This is a genomic window from Streptomyces sp. NBC_01515 (assembly GCF_045040345.1).
Taxonomy (GTDB): Bacteria; Actinomycetota; Actinomycetes; order Streptomycetales; family Streptomycetaceae; genus Streptomyces.
This window is the reverse complement of the sequence record NZ_CP109416.1, coordinates 5,607,249-5,627,223: the sequence shown is the minus strand read 5'-3', so window position 1 is coordinate 5,627,223 and position 19,975 is coordinate 5,607,249. Positions and strand designations below refer to the sequence as shown.

Genomic DNA, 19,975 nt, shown 5'->3' with positions numbered 1-19,975 from the left:
GTACTGTCCCCCACCACATCCCCTCCTGCCCTGGTCGTGCCGTCGAAGTCAGCGGTGATACCCGAGCTATAGGTGGGGAGGTACAGGCAAACCCACGCGGCCGTTCAAGATTCTTTACGGGCAGTGCGTTCACACCTCCGTCCTCGTCACGCTCGTGGGTTTCCAGGTCGGTGCCGACCTATCTCTTGGTGTCCACTCGCTCGACCCCTGTACCGCCACGAGGAGTTCACCGCCATGACCACCGCGTTCGGGAATCCGTCGCCGGTTCCGGCCGGCCCCACACCGCTCACCGACACGAGCGGCTTGCCGACCCCGGAAACCACCTTCGCCCAGCCCGGCGTCACGCAGCCGACCGTCGTCCAGCCGTCGGGAATCAGCGGCTATCTTCCCCCTGACATCCTGCTGCCGCTCGTCTTCGCGATTCTCGTCATCATCGCGGCGAGCCGCCCCGGCGCGGCGGAGGCCGTACGCGCACTGATCAAACTCTTCAAGGGCGGTCCGCCCGCTCTGTAAGAGGAGCAGGCCCATCGCCGCCCCCGGGGACCCATCAGCGGTGCGTTGGCTGAATACGCGTCAACTCACTGCTGGTGTACGGCCATTACATGCCGGAGGTCTGTCGGTGCGTAGGCCGGCCGCGCGGGGCCATTGCGACCGCACAAGGATGGCGGCGTCCGAATCCGAGGAATCACTCATCTCGGTAATTCGGCTGATTGGGCGTCAGGGGCGCTGCTAGCGTCCACAAACGTCACACGGGGAGTCAAATGCCCCGCCCGCCCCAAACGCCAGGATGACCGTGAAGATCAAGCGTGTTCGCATCGAGAACTTCTGCTGTCTGCACAAGGTGGACGTGACCTTCGAAGACATCACCTCCTTCATCGGGCCGACGGGGGTCGGCAAGTCCACCGTGTTGCGTGCGCTCGACTGGTTCTTCAACGGCGAGAAGGGCGTCGCCCTCAGCGACGACGACATCCATTCGGCGGCCGAGGACGGCCGTATCTCCGTGGAGGTGGAGTTCGACGGACTCACCGAGCACGATCGCCAGACTCTTGGGCGGTATGCGCCCGACGGCGCCGCGAGCGTGAGTATCTGGCGGACCTGGCAGAACGGCGAGGACAAGATCACGGGCAAGGCTCTCGCGTACGGGCCGTTCGAGGAGGTGCGCAAGAACGAGAAAGCCATGGAACTACGGCGTGCCTACGACCAGTTGAGGGAGAGCGACACGAGCCTGGGGTTGTCGGCCGCCGGCACCAAGGACAAGGTCCTGGAGACGATGCGCACGTGGGAGTTGGCCAATCGCGACCGTCTCACCGAGGCCGAGGTCGAGGACACGCACTTCTTCGGCTTCGCCGGGCAGAGCCGCCTCGCCCAGCTGATCGACTTTGTGTTCGTCTCCGCCGACCTGCGGGCGTACGAGGAGGCCGACGATCAGAAGGCGACTGCGCTCGGCCGCATCCTCGACCACGCCGTGGACCGCTCACAGGCGAACGAGCAGCTCGGTGAGATCGAGGAGAACGCCCACCTGGCCCGGCAGGAAGTGCACAGCAAGGTGTACGGCCCGGTGCTGGACGAGGTGTCGGCCGCGCTCTCGGCGGAGGTCGCCAAGTTCACCACCGGACGCGAGGTGGTCGTGACCCCCACGGTGCAGGCTCCGAGGCCCGCCCGGACAACCTTCCAGGTGAGCATCCGAGACGGTGCTGCTCATACCTCGGTGCACCGGCAAGGTCACGGCTTCCAGCGCGCCCTGATCATCGCCGCGCTGAAGTACCTCGCCGACCGCAGGCGCTCGGCTGACGGCATGAGGACGCTTTGCCTGGCGATCGAGGAGCCCGAGCTTTTCCAGCACCCGCCTCAGGCGCGGACCTTCGCGAAGGTGCTCCGCGAACTGGTCGCCACCTCGCCGCAGGCGCGTACTCAGGTCATGTACGCCACCCACAACCCGGTCTTCATCGATCCGAAGGGCTACCACCAGATTCGGCGCCTGGGCCGCGCTGCCGGCGAGGGGCACCCCGCCACCGAAGTGTGGCAGGCCACGGAGGAGGACCTGTGCGGGGCCTTGGACGGCCTCGTCGACAAGAAAGTGATCAGGAGCAGGACTGAGGGCACGCTGGGCGGTGCGCTGGCGGAGGGCTTCTTCGCCCATGCCGTGGTGCTGGTCGAGGGGCGCGGGGACGAAGGAGTGATCACCGGTTGCGCGGACCGGTCAGGGATCAACCTCGGCGCGGAGGGCATCAGCGTCATCGAGGTCCACGGCAAGGACAACCTCATGATCTCCGACGCACTCTTCAGCGCCCTGGGCGTGCCCTGCTACGTCGTGTTCGACGGCGACGCCGGCATGGAGGAGCGGAAGCGGGCGTCGGTGCAACACCTCATCCCGCAGCAACGGCAGGACAAGGAGCAGGAGTTCGAGCGCCAGGCACGGAACAACCAGACCAAGAACGCGAATCTTCTCCGGTACCTGGGTGCGACGCCCAATCCCCAGCCCGCCGACGACTCGACCGGCCGCTACACCGTGTTCGAGGACACCCTGGAGACCCACCTCGACCAGCACTGGCCGACCTGGGAGGAGCGCAGGCAGGAACTCGTTCGTGTCGGCGAGGGCATCGACGGGAAGAACGCGGCGACATATCTGGAGACGACCCGAACGGCCGCTACGGAGCCACCGTTCTTGCTCCACGCCTTGCTGGAGAACGTCCGTTCGCTGACCGGGCGACGGTAGCCAGATGGTTCCCTCACGCGGGCTCGCAGTTCTACGCCAGCTACAGCCCCGACGCTGTGGGAAGGGTTGCGACTTGGCCGGACTGGCGACGGAGGCCACCATTCGGCCGAAGGCGCTGCGGAACTCGGCGATCAGCTCTGAAGGGTCGGTGACGAACATTCCCTTCTGGCCGTCCCTCTGAGAGGCGGGATCAGCGACAGCCCGTTGAATCTCTGCAGCCGTGTCGACGGAGTCCTCGACGACATCGCGCAGAGCCCTTCCAAAAGGTTAACGAACCATGCGGACATGGGCTGTTCTGCGGGACCCGCGTTCAGCTCTTCTGCGGCCAGCGGTTGCGACTCTGGAAATACTCAAGGGCCGTGGGTTCCTCCGTGAACTCGAGTAGGCCGCCCACTTTGTCCGCCAGGAGTGTCCGGACTTCGGACGGCGTGGCGAAGAAGAATTCACGCCGCTGATTGACGAAGTTGACGCGTCGGCTGGCGAACGCCTTGTGGAGTTGCGACTCCAGAGTCACGGCGTCCTCGGAGAAGAACAAGGCGTGGACGTCGTACCGGAACGGCACGGAAGCGTCGCCGAGTTCCCGGACGCGGTCCATCGGATCGAGGCGGCGGGTCATGCCGATCTTGACGATGTTCGGACCGAACGCACCGATGTTGGAGATGACGTACACGTAACCGGCACGGATGTTCGCGATGCGGTAGTCGTTGGCTGCGATGGCCTTCTCGATGTCGGCGAGGCGGCTGGAGAGTTCCGTGACGGCGGCGTCGTCGCCCTTGGCGCGGAGCGATGCCAGGGCGCTGACGTAGTGCGCTCGTTCCTTCTCAAGCCGTTCCTTCTCGGCGGCCAACTCCTTCTCGGCCTGGCGCTGTTCGCGGAGAAGCTGGCGCTCGTGGCGGGCGTGTTCGCGCTCTTCCTGCATTTTTATCTGGAAGTCGGCGGTCAGCTCGATCTCGGTGACACGCAGCGCGTGATATTCGGGGTTGATCCGCATCTCCATGATCGCCCCGAGCCTCTCGATCGCGGTGACCGCCGACTCCAGCCGTTTCAGCGCAGTGCGCACGTTCCCCGACCGCAGCGAGCGAACGCAGTTGTCGGCCTCGGCGTTGTAGGCCCGCAGCATCAGCTTGGACAGATCGCCGACCAGCTTCCGTCCCCGGGCCAGAGAACCGTCGAAGGTGAACATGTCGGCTGCGAGGATCGCGCGACTGCTCTTGACGGTCTCGCCGATCTTGTCTTCGAGACTGCGCAATCGGTCCTTGTAGGCCGCCGCGTTTTCCAAGGGATGGTGGTAGCGATAGATGCCGACATCCTGCAGGGCACGCTGATCGCTGAGATCGATCAGGTCGGCGCCACCTTGTGCGGCGGCGAGCGCCGCTTCGAGGTCCGCGATGCGGGCCAGCAGCGGCGCGGGGTCGACTCCTCGGAGCGGTAGCGGAGTCGGTGGGACGGCTAATGCGGGGTTCTGCCGCGTTCCCGGTGACCCCTGCGCCGGGTCCGTGAGAGGGGCCCCGGTGGTCTGCCCGGTCACGGACTTGTCGGCGTCGACGTCCGGTTCGGACTCGTCGTCGGGCACGAAGAGGTGCCAGCCAGGTGGTGGGGCCGGCCAGGCCGGGTCAGGGTTCCATCCTGGCGGGGGCGTCCAGCCTTCGGGCGGTGTGGGCCACCCTGGGGGTGGGTTGAACCGCATGATCACTCTCCCCGAACGCGGACGCCGCGACTTGTGTCCGCCGGGACCAAGTCGAATGGCGACTTCGACATCGCGGCACCGAGGTGCTGCAAGGTGGCCTGGGGGACCACTTTGGCCAGATCGAAGCTGTTGAAGGTCTCGCGGTCCGCCGCCACGATGACCAGAGGAACGGTGGCCGGGCGGCCGGTGGCGGGGTCGATCGTGTCGACGCCGACCGCCAGCGCGATCGAGTGCACTTTCCCGGCGCGGTCGGCCTCGAAGACTTCGTGCAGACTGCGAACCGCGACCTGCCAGACCGCGTTCGCGTACCGCTCCTTCTTTTCGCGAACGGGCAGGTTGGTCGAAGCGATCTCATCCTTCGCCTTCACGTACCGGTACGCCTTCACCGCGGGTATGGATGAAGGCTCCGGAACGCTGACCTTGAGCGAGAGTTCGCGGGACGCGAGATTGAATACATGGTCGTGCTCGACCGGGAAGACCTCGGGGTAGACCGAGTTGGACAGGACGATGCCGACGTACTCCTCGATGGCGGACTCGACATCGAAGGCAAGGTCGTTGATGAGCTTGGCGACCTCCGCATTGTGAGCTGATGCGTCAGCCTCGCGCTTCTCACATTCCTGCTTGTACTTCTCCTCAGCGGCCGACAGTTCCGCCACGCGCTTTGCTTCCGACTTTTCGCGCTGGGCTGCCTTCTTGACGTAGCTGCTGTGAGCGGCGTCCTTGGCGCGCTCCCAGTGGCGATGCGCGTCCGCAAAGGCGGTCCGAGCCCCCTCGATAGCCTGTTGGTGCCGCTTCTTGCCGCCGAGCATGGCGGAAAGGCCGCCGGGTGCGACCGGCTCCTCGTACACGGGCTCGGGCTCGTAGGTCGGCTCCGGAACACTGGGCGCCGGGACGGCCATGCGACCGGGTGTGAACGGAGGATGCTCGACCGCCGAGATCTTCAGGGATTCGAGATCGACGTAGTCGTCCATGTCCAGGGTCCACGTGAGCAGACCGTCGATGTCGGCGAGATCGCCGGCCAGGCTGGCGTTCATCGACTCGACCTCAGCGAGCCTGGACTCCACGTGGAGCCGCGCGGCCTCACGCTCCGCGGCTTTCCTCTCCGCGGCAGAGGATCGCGCCGCCGCCAATTGCGCGCGCTCGTACGCCTTCGTGGCTCGCTCTGCTTGGCGCTGCGCCGCAAGATGAGCACGATGGCCAGCGGCCTCTTGCTGACGCCGACGCTTCTCCGCTTGCTGTGCCTGGTAGTTCAGCTCCGCAAAAAAGCCGCGACGCTTCCCCATAACATCCCCCCACAGGAATCGGCACCCGAGGACCTGATCGTAGGACGTTAACCGTATCCATGATCGTTGCCACTGGCGAGGTGAACCCGGGATTACGGGCGGAGGTTCTCGCCGGTCCTACACGGGTGACCAGGCGAACGAGGTCGGTGCCGTGGCTCCGGCCCTGCGCCCGGTGTTACCCGCCGCCGGCAACGTGACCTGGCGGCCGGACTCGACGACACGGTCCGCGCCGAACGTGCGAAGCACCACATCGACAACCGCGCGCACCGCAAGGAGAAGCCCACCGGCAGCTAGAAACGCCCTTATGGTGCGGATGTGGTGCGCACCCCGCCCACTGGTCCAGACAACAAACAACCCCCGGGTCATCGACCTGGGGGTTCGTATTGGAGCGGGTGACGAGAATCGAACTCGCACTCTCAGCTTGGGAAGCTGATGTTCTACCACTAAACTACACCCGCGAAAACGCCGGTTGAACCGGTGTCAGAACGCCCCGTCACTGTACCGCATGTCCGCTCCCCGGCGCTGAGGCCATGGTGGGCAGGCTGCGTTCCGCAGGGCGGACGCGGCTGCGGTGGGCCGGAGTTGGGGCGTACGGTGGAGGCGTGGAAGAGGGTCTGGGTGGGACCGGAGTGCCGCCTGGAGAGTCGTTCCTTTCATCCCGTAATGTGGCATTTGGCGTCCGGCGAGCAGCAGTCGGGCGCGGCTCTTGGGGAAGGGACTCATGGACTTGATGGAGCGCACCGTCGTCCGATGTGCCGATGGGCACGTGTTCAGTACCGCTTCGTTCCCGATGCAGCAGGCGGAGCGGCTCGGCCCCGGCCGACTCGTGAGGTGTCCGCGGTGTGCCCGGCTCCGCAGTGTGGTGCTGGTGACCTTGGAGAAGCAGTAGCCGTAGAACCGGCAGCAGTAGCAGTAGAACCGGCAGCATCAGTAGCAGTAGCGGTATCGCAGTAGTCGCTGGCGCGCGGGTCCGTCCGATGGTGGTCGGTCCGCGCGTCTTGCGTATCCTCGGGGCGTGCTTCTCTCAGACAAGGACATCCGGGCCGAGATCGACGCCGGGCGGGTCCGGATCGATCCCTACGACGAATCCATGGTGCAGCCGTCGAGTGTCGACGTGCGCCTCGACCGCTACTTCCGGGTGTTCGAGAACCACCGCTACCCCCACATCGACCCGTCCGTCGAACAGGCGGATCTGACGCGGCTGGTGGAGCCGGAGGGCGACGAGCCGTTCATCCTCCACCCGGGCGAGTTCGTGCTCGCCTCGACCTACGAGGTCGTGACCCTCCCCGACGATCTCGCCTCGCGCCTCGAAGGGAAGTCCTCCCTCGGCCGGCTCGGGCTCGTCACGCACTCCACCGCCGGGTTCATCGACCCCGGTTTCTCCGGCCACGTGACGCTGGAGCTGTCGAATCTCGCCACCCTCCCGATCAAGCTCTGGCCGGGCATGAAGATCGGTCAGCTGTGCATGTTCCAGCTCAGCTCGGCGGCCGAGTTCCCCTACGGCAGCGAGCGCTACGGCTCCCGCTACCAGGGCCAGCGCGGCCCGACCGCCTCCCGTTCCTTCCTCAACTTCCACCGGACGCAGGTGTGACCGTGGCCGGTGCGCGGGAGAACCTGACCTACGAGGCGTTCGGCGTCGCCGTGCGCGAACTCGCGCAGACCATCGCCGACGACGGCTACGAGCCCGACATCATCCTCAGCATCGCCCGCGGCGGAGTCTTCGTCGCCGGCGGCCTCGCCTACGCCCTCGACTGCAAGAACATCAGCCTCGTGAACGTCGAGTTCTACACGGGCGTCGGTACCACCCTCGACATGCCCGTCATGCTCGCGCCCGTCCCGGACGTGATCGACTTCTCCGACAAGAGGGTCCTGATCACCGACGACGTCGCCGACACCGGCAAGACCCTCAAACTGGTCCGCGACTTCTGCCTCGACGCCGTCGCCGAGGTCCGCAGCGCGGTCGTCTACGAGAAGTCGCAGTCGCTGGTGAAGTGCGAGTACGTGTGGAAGCGCACCGACGAGTGGATCAACTTCCCGTGGAGTGTGTTGCCTCCAGTACATAGGTCGGGGGAAGCGGCTAAGTCCAACAAGGAAGCTGTCTGACCTGCGGGTACTCCGTAGATCAAAGGAAGAGCCCCTCGATGGATCATCGAGGGGCTCTCGTGCTGTTCAGGGACGCGACGCCGTACGGCCGACGATGTGCCCCTTCCCGCCGGCTGGCGAGGCGCTTGATCACTGAACCGTGATCCGGCTACCAGACCGCATGACCGCCACCGGGTGCGATCGCTTCCGTTGGACGCCTAAATCGAACACATGCTTGAATTTGGCCATGCGACCGATTCCCGCCAACCTCGCCCAGGCGCAGCAGGAGTGGAGCGCCACCTACCAGCAACTTGCCGAGCAGCCCGGCCGTGGCCGTACAGAGCTGCGGCGACGTCTGTACCGACTGTCGACTGAGCTGTTCTTCCATCCTTACTGGCAGCAACGGCGACCAAGTTCCGCGGCCTGGTCGGAGCTGCGTGGCTTGGGACGGTCGAACCGGGACCTGAGTTGAGCGGCTCCATCAGCGGAACTACCCGCAGCTCCACCGTGAAGCGTTCTACCGTCCGGACCCTGAGGGTCCCCGAATGACGCGCTGGAGTGCGGAACCGTATGTCCGAGATGATCCTGAAGGCATGTCCGGACCGATTCGGGTGATCGTCCATCCGCCCTCGCCTTCGGGCGGCCGGCGTGTGCGCGTGGACGGCGAGATCCTCGGCCTGGCCCACAACGTGGTCGACTTGGCCGAGTTTCTTCGCCGAGCCGGTCTGGAGATTGATCCTGCCGACGTCGCGGGGGTGCCGTGGATCGACTGGCGCGGGGTGGGGCCGGACCACTGGGGGCCGGAAGCAAGCAACTGACGCTCGGTTCTGCCGAAACAGCGCCTTGGGCCCAACATGCTTTCCAACTGTGGGGGTGGGGTTGTGGGTTGGGTGCAGGTGCGTTCACCTGGGTTCATGGGCGGTCGGTCGTCGGCGCCAGGAGGGTTGTGGGTCTCGCCTGAACGGTCGTGAACGGGGCTGAATGAGACGGAAATTGAGACGGACCGCCCTGCCCACGCTGGTCGGGCGGCTAGCGCTCCTGGCTGACTGACGTGGCCCATTCGCGGAAGAGGCGGAGTGCTTCGCTGAGGTTGAGGGGGCCACAGGATGCGTGAAAGACGTCGTCCGACACCTTCGCCGTCACCCAGTCGGAGTGGCTGCGCTGGATGTCCGTTCTCACATAGGGCCGGTCGGAGAGCGTCGTCTCCTCAAGGTCGATGCGCACTGTCCAGCCTGGGTTGTCGAGCGTCGCGATGCGAACGCCCCATTCGTGCTCCCAGTCGCCGTCGCACTGGGCTTGGTACCACTGCTCCAGCCAACCGAGTTCTCCGCCGGTGTCTGCCATGACGGCTGATGGTACGAGGTCGTGATCTGGCCGTACGGTGCAGTCGCTGCCAACCTTCAGCTTGGGAAGCTGCCGGCATTTGGGGCTACTTGGAGCGTTGACTTGCGTGAACGGCTGTGTGTCGGCCTCTTCGGTCCGGTGCTCTTTCCCTGTGATTCCCCGCTGTTCCCAGCCCGATCTGGTGCGGTTGCGGCGCGGCCGTGACATAGAAGAAGGCCGCAGCAGCGACGGTAGAGTCCGCGGTCACGGGATCAGGGAAGCCGTCCGGCCTCGTGCAGCGCGTCGAAGGCCATCTCGTCGACGGCCGAGACCCGGTCCCGGTCGGCGTAGCGGAACCACGCTGTCTCGGCGATCTCCCTCGACGGGGTCAGCTCACCGCGGTGATCGGCGGTGTAACAGATCATCCGGAAGGGGTCGTGATCCGGATGGCCCTCGCCGATCTCGAAAGTGCCGAAGTGCACCATGGAACCCGGGTCGATCGCCGCCCGCAGTTCCTCGTCGATCTCCCGCACCAGGGTCTCGCTGTCGGACTCGCCCGGCTCACGATGACCGCCCGGAAGGTAGAAGCGATCTCTGCCGTGACTGCGCGTCACCAATACCCGGTCGTCCAGGACCAGGATCCACGCCACCTTCTCCGGCACGCTCTTGCCATCCGCCATGGCTCGGGACCGTATCGGAAGGCATGGTCTGCGTCAGCGCCGTCCGCACACTGAGCTTGGGCAGCTCGGGTTCTCTGGAGGCGGTAGCTGCTCTGAGCTGCGGTGTACCTGGGACGCCGCACGGGCGGTCGCAGACTTGTTCCCTGCTGTTCCTCGTGGCTCCCCGCACGATCTGGCACGCGTCTGGCACGGACTAGGCATCGTTACCCTTCTCGGCTGCGATTTTCTACCCACTTGCCTATCAGCAAGACCAAGGTGGTGACGACGGCCAGACCTACGAAGATCACTGCTGCCCGAAGCTCGATCAGGGCCAACGCGATCGTGATTCCCAACGCGAATACCCCACCGAGCGCGGCCCTGGGTCGGGCTCGATGGGTTCGGTGCGTCTCGTGCCAGGGGCGTTCCTCGTGATACGCCATCGGAGCCTCCTCACGGCTATCCCCACCACCAGGTTGCTCCGCGACGATGCCTCGCGCACTTCCGCCTTCCGCCCGTAGGGCTTGACCTCTTGTATCCGGGCCTCGGCTGCTGTCGATGTGGTGCGGCTTGAACCCACGACCTCTTCGTCCCGAAGCAACTTGGGTGGGGGTGGCGCCTTGGGCTGGTGTGCCTCTCAACTGGGTTGACGGTCCGCTGGCGTCCGTGCTCGTCCGCCGGTGTTCGTTAGCGTTGTCACGCAGTTAGACACTCACCCGGCAAGCTGGCGGGAGCTTCAGTCGCCCGCGAACCACAAGTAGCTGCCTGGGGTAGCCGCGCACTCTTCCATCATCGTTGTGAGATCGTCCAGCGCAGCGAGCTGACGCTCATCAGCGCAACTCCGCCTCAAGCCGTGGATCTCCTTGAGGGCGGCCGCGGCCGCCTGCTCGTGCATCAACGTGTCCCCGTACGGATCGACGGCGGTGAGTCTCCCGGATACTCCGAGGAGCTGGAGCGAGCCGAGTGCATCGGTCAGTGCGTCGCCGTGCCCGAAGGAGCTCCGCAGGAGTGTTGCGCGGGACTTGCGCCAGTTGTTGCGTACTGGCCGTGACGAGTGCAGCTCCAGATCAATCCCCATGCCGCAGATGACGTGCTGCGTTGCTGCACAGCCACTATTGCCGAACAGAGTCGCTCGCTTGCCTCACGTCAGCGTTGAGGGAATGTCGCACATGATCTACGAACGCTTGCCGAGCACGCCTGTACAGCGCGGGGACATAGCTCCCGAGCACTATCCCGTCGTCGGTTGGCCACTCGACGTCTTCTTCGCTCTGGGAGGAGAAAAGACCTACGTCAGCAACATGCTTGAGTCGCTCCACCAGCGGGATGATCGCCTCGGGCGCGTCCAATCCGACCAGGCTGGCGGCCTTGCCCAGAGCTGTATGCGCATCATTCAGCCTGGTCTCTGCATCCTCACGAGCTGCGGACCCTGGCGGAAGCGAAGCACACCATGCCATGCTCACGGCGGCCTTTTCGAACCCATCTGCTACTACGAGAAGATCTACGTAGGCCTGTCTCTGGGCGGTGCGACGCGCTTCGGCGTGTAGGGCACAAGCGGCTATCTTCGCCGCTTCTACCGCATTGTCTGCAGCGCATCGGGCTGCTCTGGCCTGCAGATACGTCGCTGGAAGTCCCAGAGCCGTAAATCCGGCTGCGACTACGGCGGCTATCCCTCCAAGATCCATGCACCTAATTATGGTGGATGTCACAGGCTCCGGACCATGATCGGTCCGGGGCTTTTTTTGCCTGGTGCGCCTGGCCGACTCCCTTTCGAACCCGAGTGCACCCCTGCTGCGCCTGATCAAAGAAACTCAAGCGGGCCGGTGTGGAGATGCGGGACCGCAGCGGCCGTTACTAGCCTGACTATGAACGTCAAGATTAGCCCCGTCTTTCGCATGATCAATGGGGCTAATCTGTTCACGCCAATACATATAGGTCGTAAAGACCCTGGAAGACGAGACCGTTCAACAGAAAGCCAAGGCTGAGTTAGACGCCGAAGAGAAGCGACTCCAGGAGCGGAGGACTGCTATTGCGGGCATCCTCGGGCAGCAGGCCACGGGAGTGGAAACTGTAAACGAGGCTGATCCTGAAGCAAGTACCCAGAGCCGAGGCGAGCGTAGAAGCAAGCGAGGGAGCGAGTAGCCCCCTCACGCCACTCGCCGAAAACGATACCTGTCTCTGATGAAGCGAGCGTGGTAGCGGCCTTTGCTTGGAGCATTCATGAATGCGGTATATACCGACTGCTGAACACCGTAGTATTGATACACGGTTCCACTATGGAACCCAACTTCAAGAATCGAACCTTCAAGGGCATAGCCCACAGAAGCAACGTTACTTGAGGCGACGGACTGTCGCTGCAAGACCCCTCCCTCAGATATCCACCTGTCTGGCTTCAGCTTGCCCTAGTCGATCGTGTGAATGTCCTCCCCCTTGTGGTTCTGCACCCACACGTCGCCGTCATCCCAAATCTTGACGGTAATAGTGCCGTTGTACCGGGTTGAGAGCACCTTGGCACCGTGGCCCTTGTACTCGTCGGAGGCATCGGTCCCGGGTTTCTTGCCGACCGAGCAGATCACGACCTCCGGCGACATGGCCTCGACGGCCTCCTCGTGATAGCCGGATTCCCGGCCATGGTGCGATGCCTTGAGGATGTCGCACTTGATCGCGTCTTCCCCAGGGGTGTCCAAGATTGACTTCCAAGCTGCCGATTCGGCATCGCCCGGCAGGATCACCGTACGGCCGGCGTGCGTGAGCTTCAGAACATAGGAACAGTCGTTGTAGCTGCCGCTTACAGAACAGCCGTCGATCAGCTCTTGCGTTGGCGACAGGATCTCGATGTTGTCATCAGCCCAGTATTGAGCTGAAGCCCCTCGCAGGTTATTCAGCACCTTTTGCTTAGTGTCGTCCGGACCAACTCCGCCACGCAGACACTTGTACACCAGCCAGTCGACATACGCATACTTGCTCTTGTCGAATCCAGACTCCTCCAACTCCTTGTCGTGGTCTACATCCCAGAAATTTTCAACAGTAACTTTGTCTTGCCAGAAGAGGCGATGCAGGCCGCTCATGTGGTCCATGTCGGGATGTGTCTGGATGTAGCGAAAGAGGCTCTTGCCCGAGAAGTTGTCTTTAAAGTAGTCAGCTGGGTCGACCAGCAAGGACTTGTAGTAGTCCTCCCAGGAGCGAAACTCTCCTTTGACTAGCTGGGATCGGCGGTAGCGGAAATCATAAAGCGATACCCCGCTACTCTCGGCCAATGCCTCTTCATCCGCTTCGGGCAGGCTCTTAGAATTGTTTATGTCGATCATCATGATCCTGCCCGAGGGCAACTCCACGATCGTGCAGTCTCCGTGCCCCACATTTAGGAAATGAATCTTCATCACGGGTGTTCCACTACTCCGTTCAAGGTCATGCACACTTACGCGTTCGGATTCGACGCAGCCGCAGGAGCTTCACCCTTCAAAGTGACCGCAGACTGCAACAGTTGCTGGGCGTATTTGTTGGCCGCTTCTCGCACCCGCCCTGGAGACGGCCAAACACACCAGTAGACAAAGAATGCGAGGCACGAAGCCACGCCGAACAGGCTCTCGGCTGTAATGCCGTCCTGGTGCCGCCCAAGCGACACCCATGCCATGTAGGCGCCTACAACCATGACTCCGCCGAGGCTGATGCCACGACCAATCCAGCGAACTCCGTACAAGTTGCGTGCAAACCCGTAGTTACGGTTCTCGTTGAACAACAGCTTGAACTTCGCGGTGTCCCGCGTGCGATCCCGCACCTGGCCGACGGCGGTTGCAATCGCCTGGTCGGCTCGCGATGGATTCGCACGCTCAGCCCGTAGGCTCAGAAGCTCTACGCCAGACACTTCCGCAACTGCCTTGCGCCAGAGGTCCCGCTGCACCTCGTTGTCCGAGGAATTCCGTAGCCTCAACCAGGCCGTAGTTGGCGGGCCGCCCCAGCTGGCCCAAAGGGTCTTCTCGGTCTTCCGGCCACGCTGACGAACTATGTCGGCCACTACTACGGGCATACCGATGACGGCCGCCGCGCCCATGGCGTAAGAGACCGTGGGGAGTTGGCGCAAGCTCAGCACCGAGAGCAGGATCGCCAATGGAAAGATCGCCAACAGTCCCGGTATGAGTCTCGCCCGGCGTTCGTACTCGTCGAGCCACACCACGGTCAGGCACCCCCAGCGGCAATCTGCACACGGCGGCATCTGCACCCACTGCAACACCAAACAGTTGTGGCGTCGCTGCCCTTGAGCTCCTCCTCGATCGAGAGAAGGTCGATCTCGTATCGCACGTCGGTTCCTTGGCTTCCAGGCGCGTTGGCGCATCACACGAAGAGACGGCCTCTGCACCCCCGTGCTTTCGGCCAACTACCGCACACACAGTAGCCGCACAGGCCGACAACTCCTCACGCTCCGTCAGACTCAGGGCAGACAAAAGGAGTAGACCACCCTCCTTCTTGACCGAACGTGATCACTTCTGTCGACCAGTGACCGCGCGCATCTCCCGTTCCAACACCCACACGAAGGCCACGCCTCCCTTGGGAAACGTCCAGCCTGGATATGCCACCTGAACGCTTGGTGATGGGTCGGTTGCGGCCAGTTCGGCCACTCGCGACTGTCGCGGCCCAGACAGGTAGTCCAGAACGTTCATATGCCGGATACCGCAATCGCCGTACCAAAGTTCAGCCGTGAAGTCCTTGGTCGGTTGAGCGAGATCGAGGTGCAGTACGTGTCCGTGTTGCTGAACCAAGACGCGGTAGGTGTACGCCAGCGACACCTGCTCGCCTCGTTGCACCTCGTCACCGAGGCTCACGCTGAAGAGCTGGCCGTCCTTCCGACTGCTCCGGCGGACTGGACGCGACTTGCCATCTACGGTGACGGAAACGAGCTCGAAGGCTTCAGGTGACCCGGCGTCAAGTCCGTTGGTTTCATGGGCGGTCAGTCGCCAGCGTGGAGACAGCTTCAGGTCTCGCCTGAACGGCCGTGAACGGTGCTGAACGAGACGGAAACTGAGACGGCCCGCTGCGCGGAGTCTTACTCGATGATCTCGGCCCGCTCTCGTACCTGGTCGTCTAGCTTGCCGTGCTCCAGGTCGCTGAGGGCGGCTGCGTATCCGGCCATGACCGCCTGGTGTACGACGTCGTGGAGGGCTTCAGGGATCGTGTCGAAGATGCTGGAGCAGATGTTCGCGGCGGCGTCGTACGCGGACTGGTAGTGCGTGTCACGGATGCTGGCGCCCAAGGCGTTGACGAGACTGCGTAGGTCTTCCTTGTGGTCATCGCTCACGTCGACGTCATTACCCTTAGGCCTTGGCCGAGAACCGCACTTCCGGGGGCCCTAGCCGACGAAAGTCAGCCACGACGGCGGGTGCGCCGAATGATCAGGCGCGCGTGTGTCGCTGCACCCCCACCGGCCTCAGTCACGTTATCGGACTTGTCGTCGACCTGAGCAAGTCGCGACGGCCGGTCCGTGACGACGGCATGCAGCCATCAGCTTGGGAAGCTGCGGGCGTTGGGGGCCGGTCTTGGCGCTGACCTGGGCGGACGGTCGGAGTGCGGTCTCGTCGGACCTAGCCGCTTTCCCCATGATTCCCCGCTGTTCCCCGCCAGATCTGGTGCAGTTGTGGTGCGGCAGGCGCCTATGGACGTTCTAGATGCTTCCCAACGACACGGCTGCTCTGCTCGACGAACCCGCGCAGCGCTGTGCGGTACCTGTCCCGTCGGGCTCGGTACTCGGACTCTTCCGCGTTTCCCCGGCGCCAGTACGCCCCCAGGGCTTGGCCGGCATCGTTGACCTCTCGCAGCGCGGCCAACAGCGCAGCATCCTGAGACAGGATTTGTATGCGAGCGGTCGCCAGACGATGGCTGGCTAGGTCCCAGTCGACCACGCGGCCCTGAAGGTTTAGCACGCGCTCTTCCCAGACGCGGTTCAGGAGATCTCCGCTGGAAGCCGCAACATGAGCGCACGCCTCCATCAACGACTCCACAGTCCTGGCACGTGCCTCACTACGCTTGCTCAGGTACTGCCCCACCAGGGCGATTGCCGCACCAGTGGCGGTTGCCAGAAGCGTCCCCCATGCGTCCACAGGGGAAGGCTGCCCACCAACACGCTTTCCAACTGTGGTGGTGGGGTTGTGGACGTCGTTCGGAGACGTTCACTGCGTTCATCGACGCTTGACGCGTGGACGGGAATCAGCCTGCGGTCCTGCCTGAACGACCGTGAACGTAGCTGAATGAGACGGAAACTGAGACGGAGGAGTGTTCCCCAGCCTCTTGGGGATGCTTGGCAGCCCCTGGGGGTATCTGCCACGAACACGGCCTGCTTCTTCAACAGCGATCTACGGGGACTCAGATGGCGACGCAACCGAGTTCGGAGGAACGCCTCGTTCTGTATCAAGTTGTCGCAGCTCGCCATGCTGGTCTCGATCAGATGGTCTGGCAGGTACCCGGCATCGCCCTCACGGCTCAGGCGTTCCTGATGACGATTGGCCTCGGGCCCGGATCCGGTCAACTCGCGCGCCTCGGGTCTGGGCTCCTCTCGGTAGTAGTCGCGTTCATGTCTGTTGAGCTGCTGATGAGACACCGACTCAGTGCGATCGCGGACGCAGTTTGGCTGGAGAGGTTCGAGCGAGACCAGGGGTGGGACGTGCTCCACAGGCCGCTGAACGACCGGTGCACTCAGCTCAACGTACCCATGCCGCGCGTGGCCCGTCTGCGCGCCTATTCCGTATGGATCGCAGGGCTCTCGACCTTCGGACTCGTTGGCGCCGGCATCGCGGTTAACGCGCTCATTGGGTAGCCGGAGCAGAGGAGCGTAGGCATAGGCTCACCCGGACGTCACACGTTGGGCGGCGGGCTAGCCGCCGAGCTCTCAGCTTGGGAAGCTCGGGTTTCTTGACGTCGATTGCCGTGCTGACCTGGGGCGGAGCGGTGCTGACGTCTTGGTAGCCCCCAGGACCGGTTCCCGCTGTCCCCGAGGTTCTCCGCAGGATCTGGCACGTCAATGGCACGGCCTCATTGTCTCGAACGTCCCCTTGCGGAGCTGGTCTTAGGAGTTTCTGAGCCTCGGCCGACGACAGTTAGCCACGATGGCGGGGGCGTCGACCGACCAGGCGCGCGTGTGTCTCGATGTACTCCCGCCAGCCTCAGCCACGTTGCCATGTCGTCCTGACGACGCGGAGTCCCCCACGGAGGCTGTTCGAGCATGCGGGACCAGGAACGCTGGGGCCGAGGGGGGAACCGTTCACTCAGGGCTTGACCATCCGTAGATATCTCACCAAAGCATCGTTCAGCCCACCTTGTGGTTATACGATCCCTACACATGTTGCAGTCGGGGAAGTGAGAGGGGAACGAAAATGCAGCTGTCCGGGCTTTCGGTGAAGAATTACCGTTCCATCAAGCAGACACCTCGTCTAAATTTTGGAGAAATCGGTGTTTTAGTGGGCCCAAACAATGAAGGAAAGTCCAATATTTTGCGGGCAGCTGTGATGGGTATGCGAATGTTGCGCCGGTTCGGATACCCCACTAGTACGACCAGGTCGGGAGTCCCTCGGCTGCGCAGTGACGCGTTTTATGATTGGTTCGATGACTACCCAAAAGACCTCCAGGAGAAGACGCCGGGCGGAAGCACTATCATCGACTTCTGGTTCAATCTGACCGAAGATGAAAAGAGAGATTTCAAAAACCAAGTCGGCGTGAGCTTGAAGACTGAGCTCCCGATTCGCCTCACCGTCAACAAGTATGCGGAATTTACTGTTCGCAAACAGGGGCCCGGGAAAGAGACTCTTAATCAGAGATCTGGAAAAGTAGCAAATTTCGTTGGCCGTCGCCTTCATATTGAATATGTCGGGTCCGTGAGGACCGCAGATGATGCGACGGAAATGATTCGCGAAATGCTGCGTGATCGAATCAGTGAGGCGCTCGATTCTGAGCAGTATGAAAGAATTGTCAGGCAACTCTCCAATGCGGTATCGGAGGCCCTTAAGCCTCTGGCTGCTGAATTAGGTGAAACGCTAAAAGATTTCATTCCCGATATCTCAAGTGTCCGAATCCAGGTAACGGAAGGTGACATCCTGGACGGGCTCATGAATGAGACGAGGGTGCTTATCAATGATGGCGCGGAAACCGATCTTCGATATAAGGGTGATGGGGTGCAAAGCCTGGCTGCTTTGGCTGTGGCCCGGAAGGTGGCGGAAAGCGGGAGGCGTGCTCTGATTCTGGCAATTGAGGAGCCAGAGGCGCACTTGCATCCGAGCGCTGTGCACCAGCTTCGGCAGGTAGTGAATGAGATTGCCGCAAAGCAGCAAGTGATCTATACGACGCATAGCCCGCTTTTGGTTGACAGGTTTAGGATTTCAAACAATATCATCGTGCGTGGCAGTAAGGCGGCGCCAGCTAAGACCTTGAATGAGCTTAGAGATGTTCTTGGGGTGAGGACTTCAGATAATCTTGCGTCGGCCAACCTGGTTCTTGTTGTCGAAGGGCTGACAGACAGAAATTCCCTTGAGGCTCTTCTTGGCAGTAAGAGTGCTGCGCTCGGTCAGTCCATTTCCAGTGGGGGACTTGCGCTGGATTACTTGAAGGGGGCGTCAAATCTTCTCCCTAAGCTTGACGGTTTGCGTCAGCAGTTGTGTCAGTACCACGTCCTATTGGATTACGACGCCTCCGGTCTGCTTGCTGGTGAAAAGTCTCGGGATGCTGGATTGCTGTCGTCGCGGGAGGAAACTTATACCATCGTTCCCTCAATGAAAGAGTCGGAATTCGAGGATACTCTCAACGTGGACCTCTATAAGGGTGAGATCCTGGCCAAATTTGGCGTATCGCTAAATGTCGCGGAATTCAGGAGTGCGAAGCAAAAGTGGAGCGATCGAGTGGCGGCTGCCTTCCGTGCGCAAGGTAAACTGTATGACTCGAATGTGAGTGCCCAAGTTAAAGCGCTGGTTTCTGAACTTGTGGCTTCTGATCCCAGATCGGCTTTGCATCCTCGACGTTCAAGTAGCATCGAGGCACTCTGTGTGGCGCTTGAAAGCCGCCTTATCGATATGGGCTCTTAAGCTCGCGAAAGGCCGAAGGGTCCGGCCCTTGATTGCGCAGATCCATGAAGTCGAAGGCGTCTTCTTCTCTGACGCCAGGCGGTCTACTTCTCTGAGCGCGGCACGGCCCCCGGCCGGGCTGGAGCGGGGCGGAGACAGGAGCGCAGGCCCGGCCGGGGGTCGGGCCGCGCGCGGGGAGCGGAGCGAGCCGCCTTGAACCAGTAGAGAAAGTTGTAACTCAGTCGGTCGCGTGGGGCTGTCCGATCCCGGGTGATGCTTGATGGTTCGGTTCCAGCTGATGGTTGGCGGTGGCCGTGATCGGCTTGGCTGTGTCCGTCTCATTCGAAGCTGTCTGGGGCCAGTTGGCGATGCGGGTCCGGGCCGCTTCGGCGATCACGGCCCAGGGATCGTCTGTCAGGCGGAGCACCGTACTGCGCGAGGAGCGCTGATGGGTGGCGACAGTGTTGCGGACGGCATCGTGGGGATCGTTAGCTAGCTTCTCCAACAGTTCGGCCAGGCAGTTGCGGCGGCTCGCCACCCTGCCGCGAACGCGCCAGTCGTCGTCCTTGACCAGTTCGGCAAGGACTTCCGGCGGGCAACTGCGGTTGTGAGCGGCCCAGAACCGCATGTCCGGGTGCTCACGCACCAACTCATCCCAGACCGGCATCGGCATAGCCGCCCACGCCGAGCGGTCCCTCTCCGCTGGATCCTCGCTCAGGCGCAGACGAATGAACTCCTCGACGGAGGTGATCTCAGGAAACCGGTCCGGCATGGCAGGACCGTAACGCACCAGGTCTAGGGCAAGCGTCACGCCTCACCCGACGTCGAATCGTCAAGCATCGACTGAGACTCGATATCGGTCGCGTGGGTCCTGTGAGGCTTGAAGTCGTGTGAGCACGCTGGGAGTTCGGCACCTTGAGGGTGTGCCATCGGCAGGAAGAGTGCCGGCCGGACTGTCCAGGTGATGCGTGTGTTGATGTGGGTGACGGACACCGTCCAGGGTTCCTTGCGCAAGAGGGCTCGTCTCGTGTCGATGCGGTGGTCGTAGAGCTGTGTCCAGGCTGCTTGAGAAGCATCGCCGTCGAGGGCCGGTGAGATGGTGCGGAGGATCGTCGACACCCAACCGTCCGCCTCGCGCTCCGAGTACGCGTCGTAGGAGCCGAACAGGGTCGGCGGCAACTGCCTGTCCAAGC

19 protein-coding genes and 1 tRNA gene are annotated in these 19,975 nt (G+C 62.9%); 6 read left to right on the top strand and 14 right to left on the bottom strand.

Features of this window, described 5'->3' with window-relative positions:
* The first annotated feature begins 234 nt into the window (after window positions 1-234).
* Both OG407_RS25110 and OG407_RS25105 read left to right on the top strand, forming a co-directional pair.
* Window positions 235-513 carry a hypothetical protein gene (locus OG407_RS25110; protein WP_405861385.1) on the top strand — a complete coding sequence of 93 codons (279 nt, stop codon included), beginning with the start codon at window positions 235-237 and terminating at the stop codon, window positions 511-513.
* A gap of 274 nt (window positions 514-787) precedes the next feature.
* A complete protein-coding gene (locus OG407_RS25105; RefSeq protein ID WP_405861383.1) occupies window positions 788-2,716 on the top strand; it encodes an ATP-dependent nuclease in 1,929 nt (642 codons plus the stop codon).
* Window positions 2,717-3,026: 310 nt separating this feature from the next.
* On the opposite strand, the gene OG407_RS25100 is transcribed toward OG407_RS25105, so the two are convergent.
* The 3 genes from OG407_RS25100 to OG407_RS25090 form a co-directional block, all read right to left on the bottom strand.
* Complete coding sequence (locus OG407_RS25100; RefSeq protein ID WP_405861381.1) at window positions 3,027-4,289, bottom strand: DUF4041 domain-containing protein; 1,263 nt, start codon at window positions 4,287-4,289, stop codon at window positions 3,027-3,029.
* 116 nt (window positions 4,290-4,405) lie between these two features.
* A complete protein-coding gene (locus OG407_RS25095; RefSeq protein ID WP_405861379.1) occupies window positions 4,406-5,686 on the bottom strand; it encodes a hypothetical protein in 1,281 nt (426 codons plus the stop codon).
* A gap of 384 nt (window positions 5,687-6,070) precedes the next feature.
* A tRNA-Gly gene (locus OG407_RS25090) sits at window positions 6,071-6,144 on the bottom strand.
* A 557-nt stretch (window positions 6,145-6,701) separates the two neighbouring features.
* Here OG407_RS25090 and dcd point away from each other — a divergent pair.
* The 3 genes from dcd to OG407_RS25075 all read left to right on the top strand — a co-directional run bounded on the left by dcd (window position 6,702) and on the right by OG407_RS25075 (window position 8,586).
* Window positions 6,702-7,277, top strand: coding sequence for a dCTP deaminase (gene dcd, locus OG407_RS25085; protein ID WP_033284765.1), 576 nt, complete (start codon window positions 6,702-6,704; stop codon window positions 7,275-7,277).
* A gap of 2 nt (window positions 7,278-7,279) precedes the next feature.
* Window positions 7,280-7,789, top strand: coding sequence for a phosphoribosyltransferase (locus OG407_RS25080; RefSeq protein ID WP_405861377.1), 510 nt, complete (start codon window positions 7,280-7,282; stop codon window positions 7,787-7,789).
* Window positions 7,790-8,361: 572 nt separating this feature from the next.
* On the top strand, window positions 8,362-8,586 hold the full coding sequence (locus tag OG407_RS25075) for a hypothetical protein (protein ID WP_405861375.1): 225 nt from the start codon (window positions 8,362-8,364) through the stop codon (window positions 8,584-8,586).
* A gap of 211 nt (window positions 8,587-8,797) precedes the next feature.
* Here the strand turns inward: OG407_RS25075 and OG407_RS25070 are convergent, their stop codons facing one another.
* From OG407_RS25070 to OG407_RS25030, 9 genes are all read right to left on the bottom strand, one after another.
* On the bottom strand, window positions 8,798-9,112 hold the full coding sequence (locus OG407_RS25070; protein ID WP_405861373.1) for an immunity 53 family protein: 315 nt from the start codon (window positions 9,110-9,112) through the stop codon (window positions 8,798-8,800).
* 251 nt (window positions 9,113-9,363) lie between these two features.
* Complete coding sequence (locus tag OG407_RS25065) at window positions 9,364-9,771, bottom strand: NUDIX domain-containing protein (protein WP_405861371.1); 408 nt, start codon at window positions 9,769-9,771, stop codon at window positions 9,364-9,366.
* A 712-nt stretch (window positions 9,772-10,483) separates the two neighbouring features.
* The gene (locus tag OG407_RS25060) at window positions 10,484-10,825 is read right to left on the bottom strand and encodes a hypothetical protein (protein ID WP_405861369.1); all 342 of its coding nucleotides are present in this window, start codon (window positions 10,823-10,825) and stop codon (window positions 10,484-10,486) included.
* Window positions 10,826-10,859: 34 nt separating this feature from the next.
* Entirely contained in the window at window positions 10,860-11,429 is a 570-nt protein-coding gene (locus OG407_RS25055) for a hypothetical protein (protein WP_405861367.1), read from the bottom strand.
* A gap of 462 nt (window positions 11,430-11,891) precedes the next feature.
* Window positions 11,892-12,104, bottom strand: a complete 213-nt coding sequence (locus OG407_RS25050; RefSeq protein WP_405861365.1) for a KTSC domain-containing protein — start codon at window positions 12,102-12,104, stop codon at window positions 11,892-11,894.
* A gap of 42 nt (window positions 12,105-12,146) precedes the next feature.
* On the bottom strand, window positions 12,147-13,124 hold the full coding sequence (locus OG407_RS25045; protein WP_051741057.1) for a ComEC/Rec2 family competence protein: 978 nt from the start codon (window positions 13,122-13,124) through the stop codon (window positions 12,147-12,149).
* Between the two features lie 38 nt (window positions 13,125-13,162).
* Window positions 13,163-13,918, bottom strand: coding sequence for a hypothetical protein (locus OG407_RS25040; protein WP_405861363.1), 756 nt, complete (start codon window positions 13,916-13,918; stop codon window positions 13,163-13,165).
* 304 nt (window positions 13,919-14,222) lie between these two features.
* Window positions 14,223-14,564: a hypothetical protein gene (locus OG407_RS25035; protein ID WP_405861361.1), complete on the bottom strand. Its 342-nt coding sequence runs from the start codon at window positions 14,562-14,564 to the stop codon at window positions 14,223-14,225.
* 221 nt (window positions 14,565-14,785) lie between these two features.
* Window positions 14,786-15,037 carry a hypothetical protein gene (locus OG407_RS25030; protein WP_330282271.1) on the bottom strand — a complete coding sequence of 84 codons (252 nt, stop codon included), beginning with the start codon at window positions 15,035-15,037 and terminating at the stop codon, window positions 14,786-14,788.
* Window positions 15,038-17,105: 2,068 nt separating this feature from the next.
* Between OG407_RS25030 and OG407_RS25025 the strand changes: the two genes are divergently transcribed.
* A complete protein-coding gene (locus tag OG407_RS25025) occupies window positions 17,106-18,803 on the top strand; it encodes an ATP-dependent nuclease (protein WP_405861359.1) in 1,698 nt (565 codons plus the stop codon).
* 217 nt (window positions 18,804-19,020) lie between these two features.
* On the opposite strand, the gene OG407_RS25020 is transcribed toward OG407_RS25025, so the two are convergent.
* Window positions 19,021-19,554, bottom strand: a complete 534-nt coding sequence (locus OG407_RS25020; protein WP_405861357.1) for a hypothetical protein — start codon at window positions 19,552-19,554, stop codon at window positions 19,021-19,023.
* 35 nt (window positions 19,555-19,589) lie between these two features.
* The gene (locus tag OG407_RS25015; protein ID WP_405861355.1) at window positions 19,590-19,961 is read right to left on the bottom strand and encodes a hypothetical protein; all 372 of its coding nucleotides are present in this window, start codon (window positions 19,959-19,961) and stop codon (window positions 19,590-19,592) included.
* Between the last annotated feature and the right edge of the window lie 14 nt (window positions 19,962-19,975).

What these genes read in the sequence shown, in the direction of transcription:
- OG407_RS25020 (WP_405861357.1), bottom strand. Translation starts at nt 19,554, where the DNA reads ATGCCGGACCGGTTTCCTGAGATCACCTCCGTCGAGGAGTTCATTCGT.
- OG407_RS25075 (WP_405861375.1), top strand. Translation starts at nt 8,362, where the DNA reads ATGTCCGGACCGATTCGGGTGATCGTCCATCCGCCCTCGCCTTCGGGC.
- OG407_RS25095 (WP_405861379.1), bottom strand. Translation starts at nt 5,686, where the DNA reads ATGGGGAAGCGTCGCGGCTTTTTTGCGGAGCTGAACTACCAGGCACAG.
- OG407_RS25110 (WP_405861385.1), top strand. Translation starts at nt 235, where the DNA reads ATGACCACCGCGTTCGGGAATCCGTCGCCGGTTCCGGCCGGCCCCACA.
- OG407_RS25055 (WP_405861367.1), bottom strand. Translation starts at nt 11,429, where the DNA reads ATGGATCTTGGAGGGATAGCCGCCGTAGTCGCAGCCGGATTTACGGCT.
- OG407_RS25070 (WP_405861373.1), bottom strand. Translation starts at nt 9,112, where the DNA reads ATGGCAGACACCGGCGGAGAACTCGGTTGGCTGGAGCAGTGGTACCAA.
- OG407_RS25060 (WP_405861369.1), bottom strand. Translation starts at nt 10,825, where the DNA reads ATGGGGATTGATCTGGAGCTGCACTCGTCACGGCCAGTACGCAACAAC.
- OG407_RS25065 (WP_405861371.1), bottom strand. Translation starts at nt 9,771, where the DNA reads ATGGCGGATGGCAAGAGCGTGCCGGAGAAGGTGGCGTGGATCCTGGTC.
- OG407_RS25025 (WP_405861359.1), top strand. Translation starts at nt 17,106, where the DNA reads ATGCAGCTGTCCGGGCTTTCGGTGAAGAATTACCGTTCCATCAAGCAG.
- OG407_RS25105 (WP_405861383.1), top strand. Translation starts at nt 788, where the DNA reads ATGACCGTGAAGATCAAGCGTGTTCGCATCGAGAACTTCTGCTGTCTG.
- OG407_RS25045 (WP_051741057.1), bottom strand. Translation starts at nt 13,124, where the DNA reads ATGAAGATTCATTTCCTAAATGTGGGGCACGGAGACTGCACGATCGTG.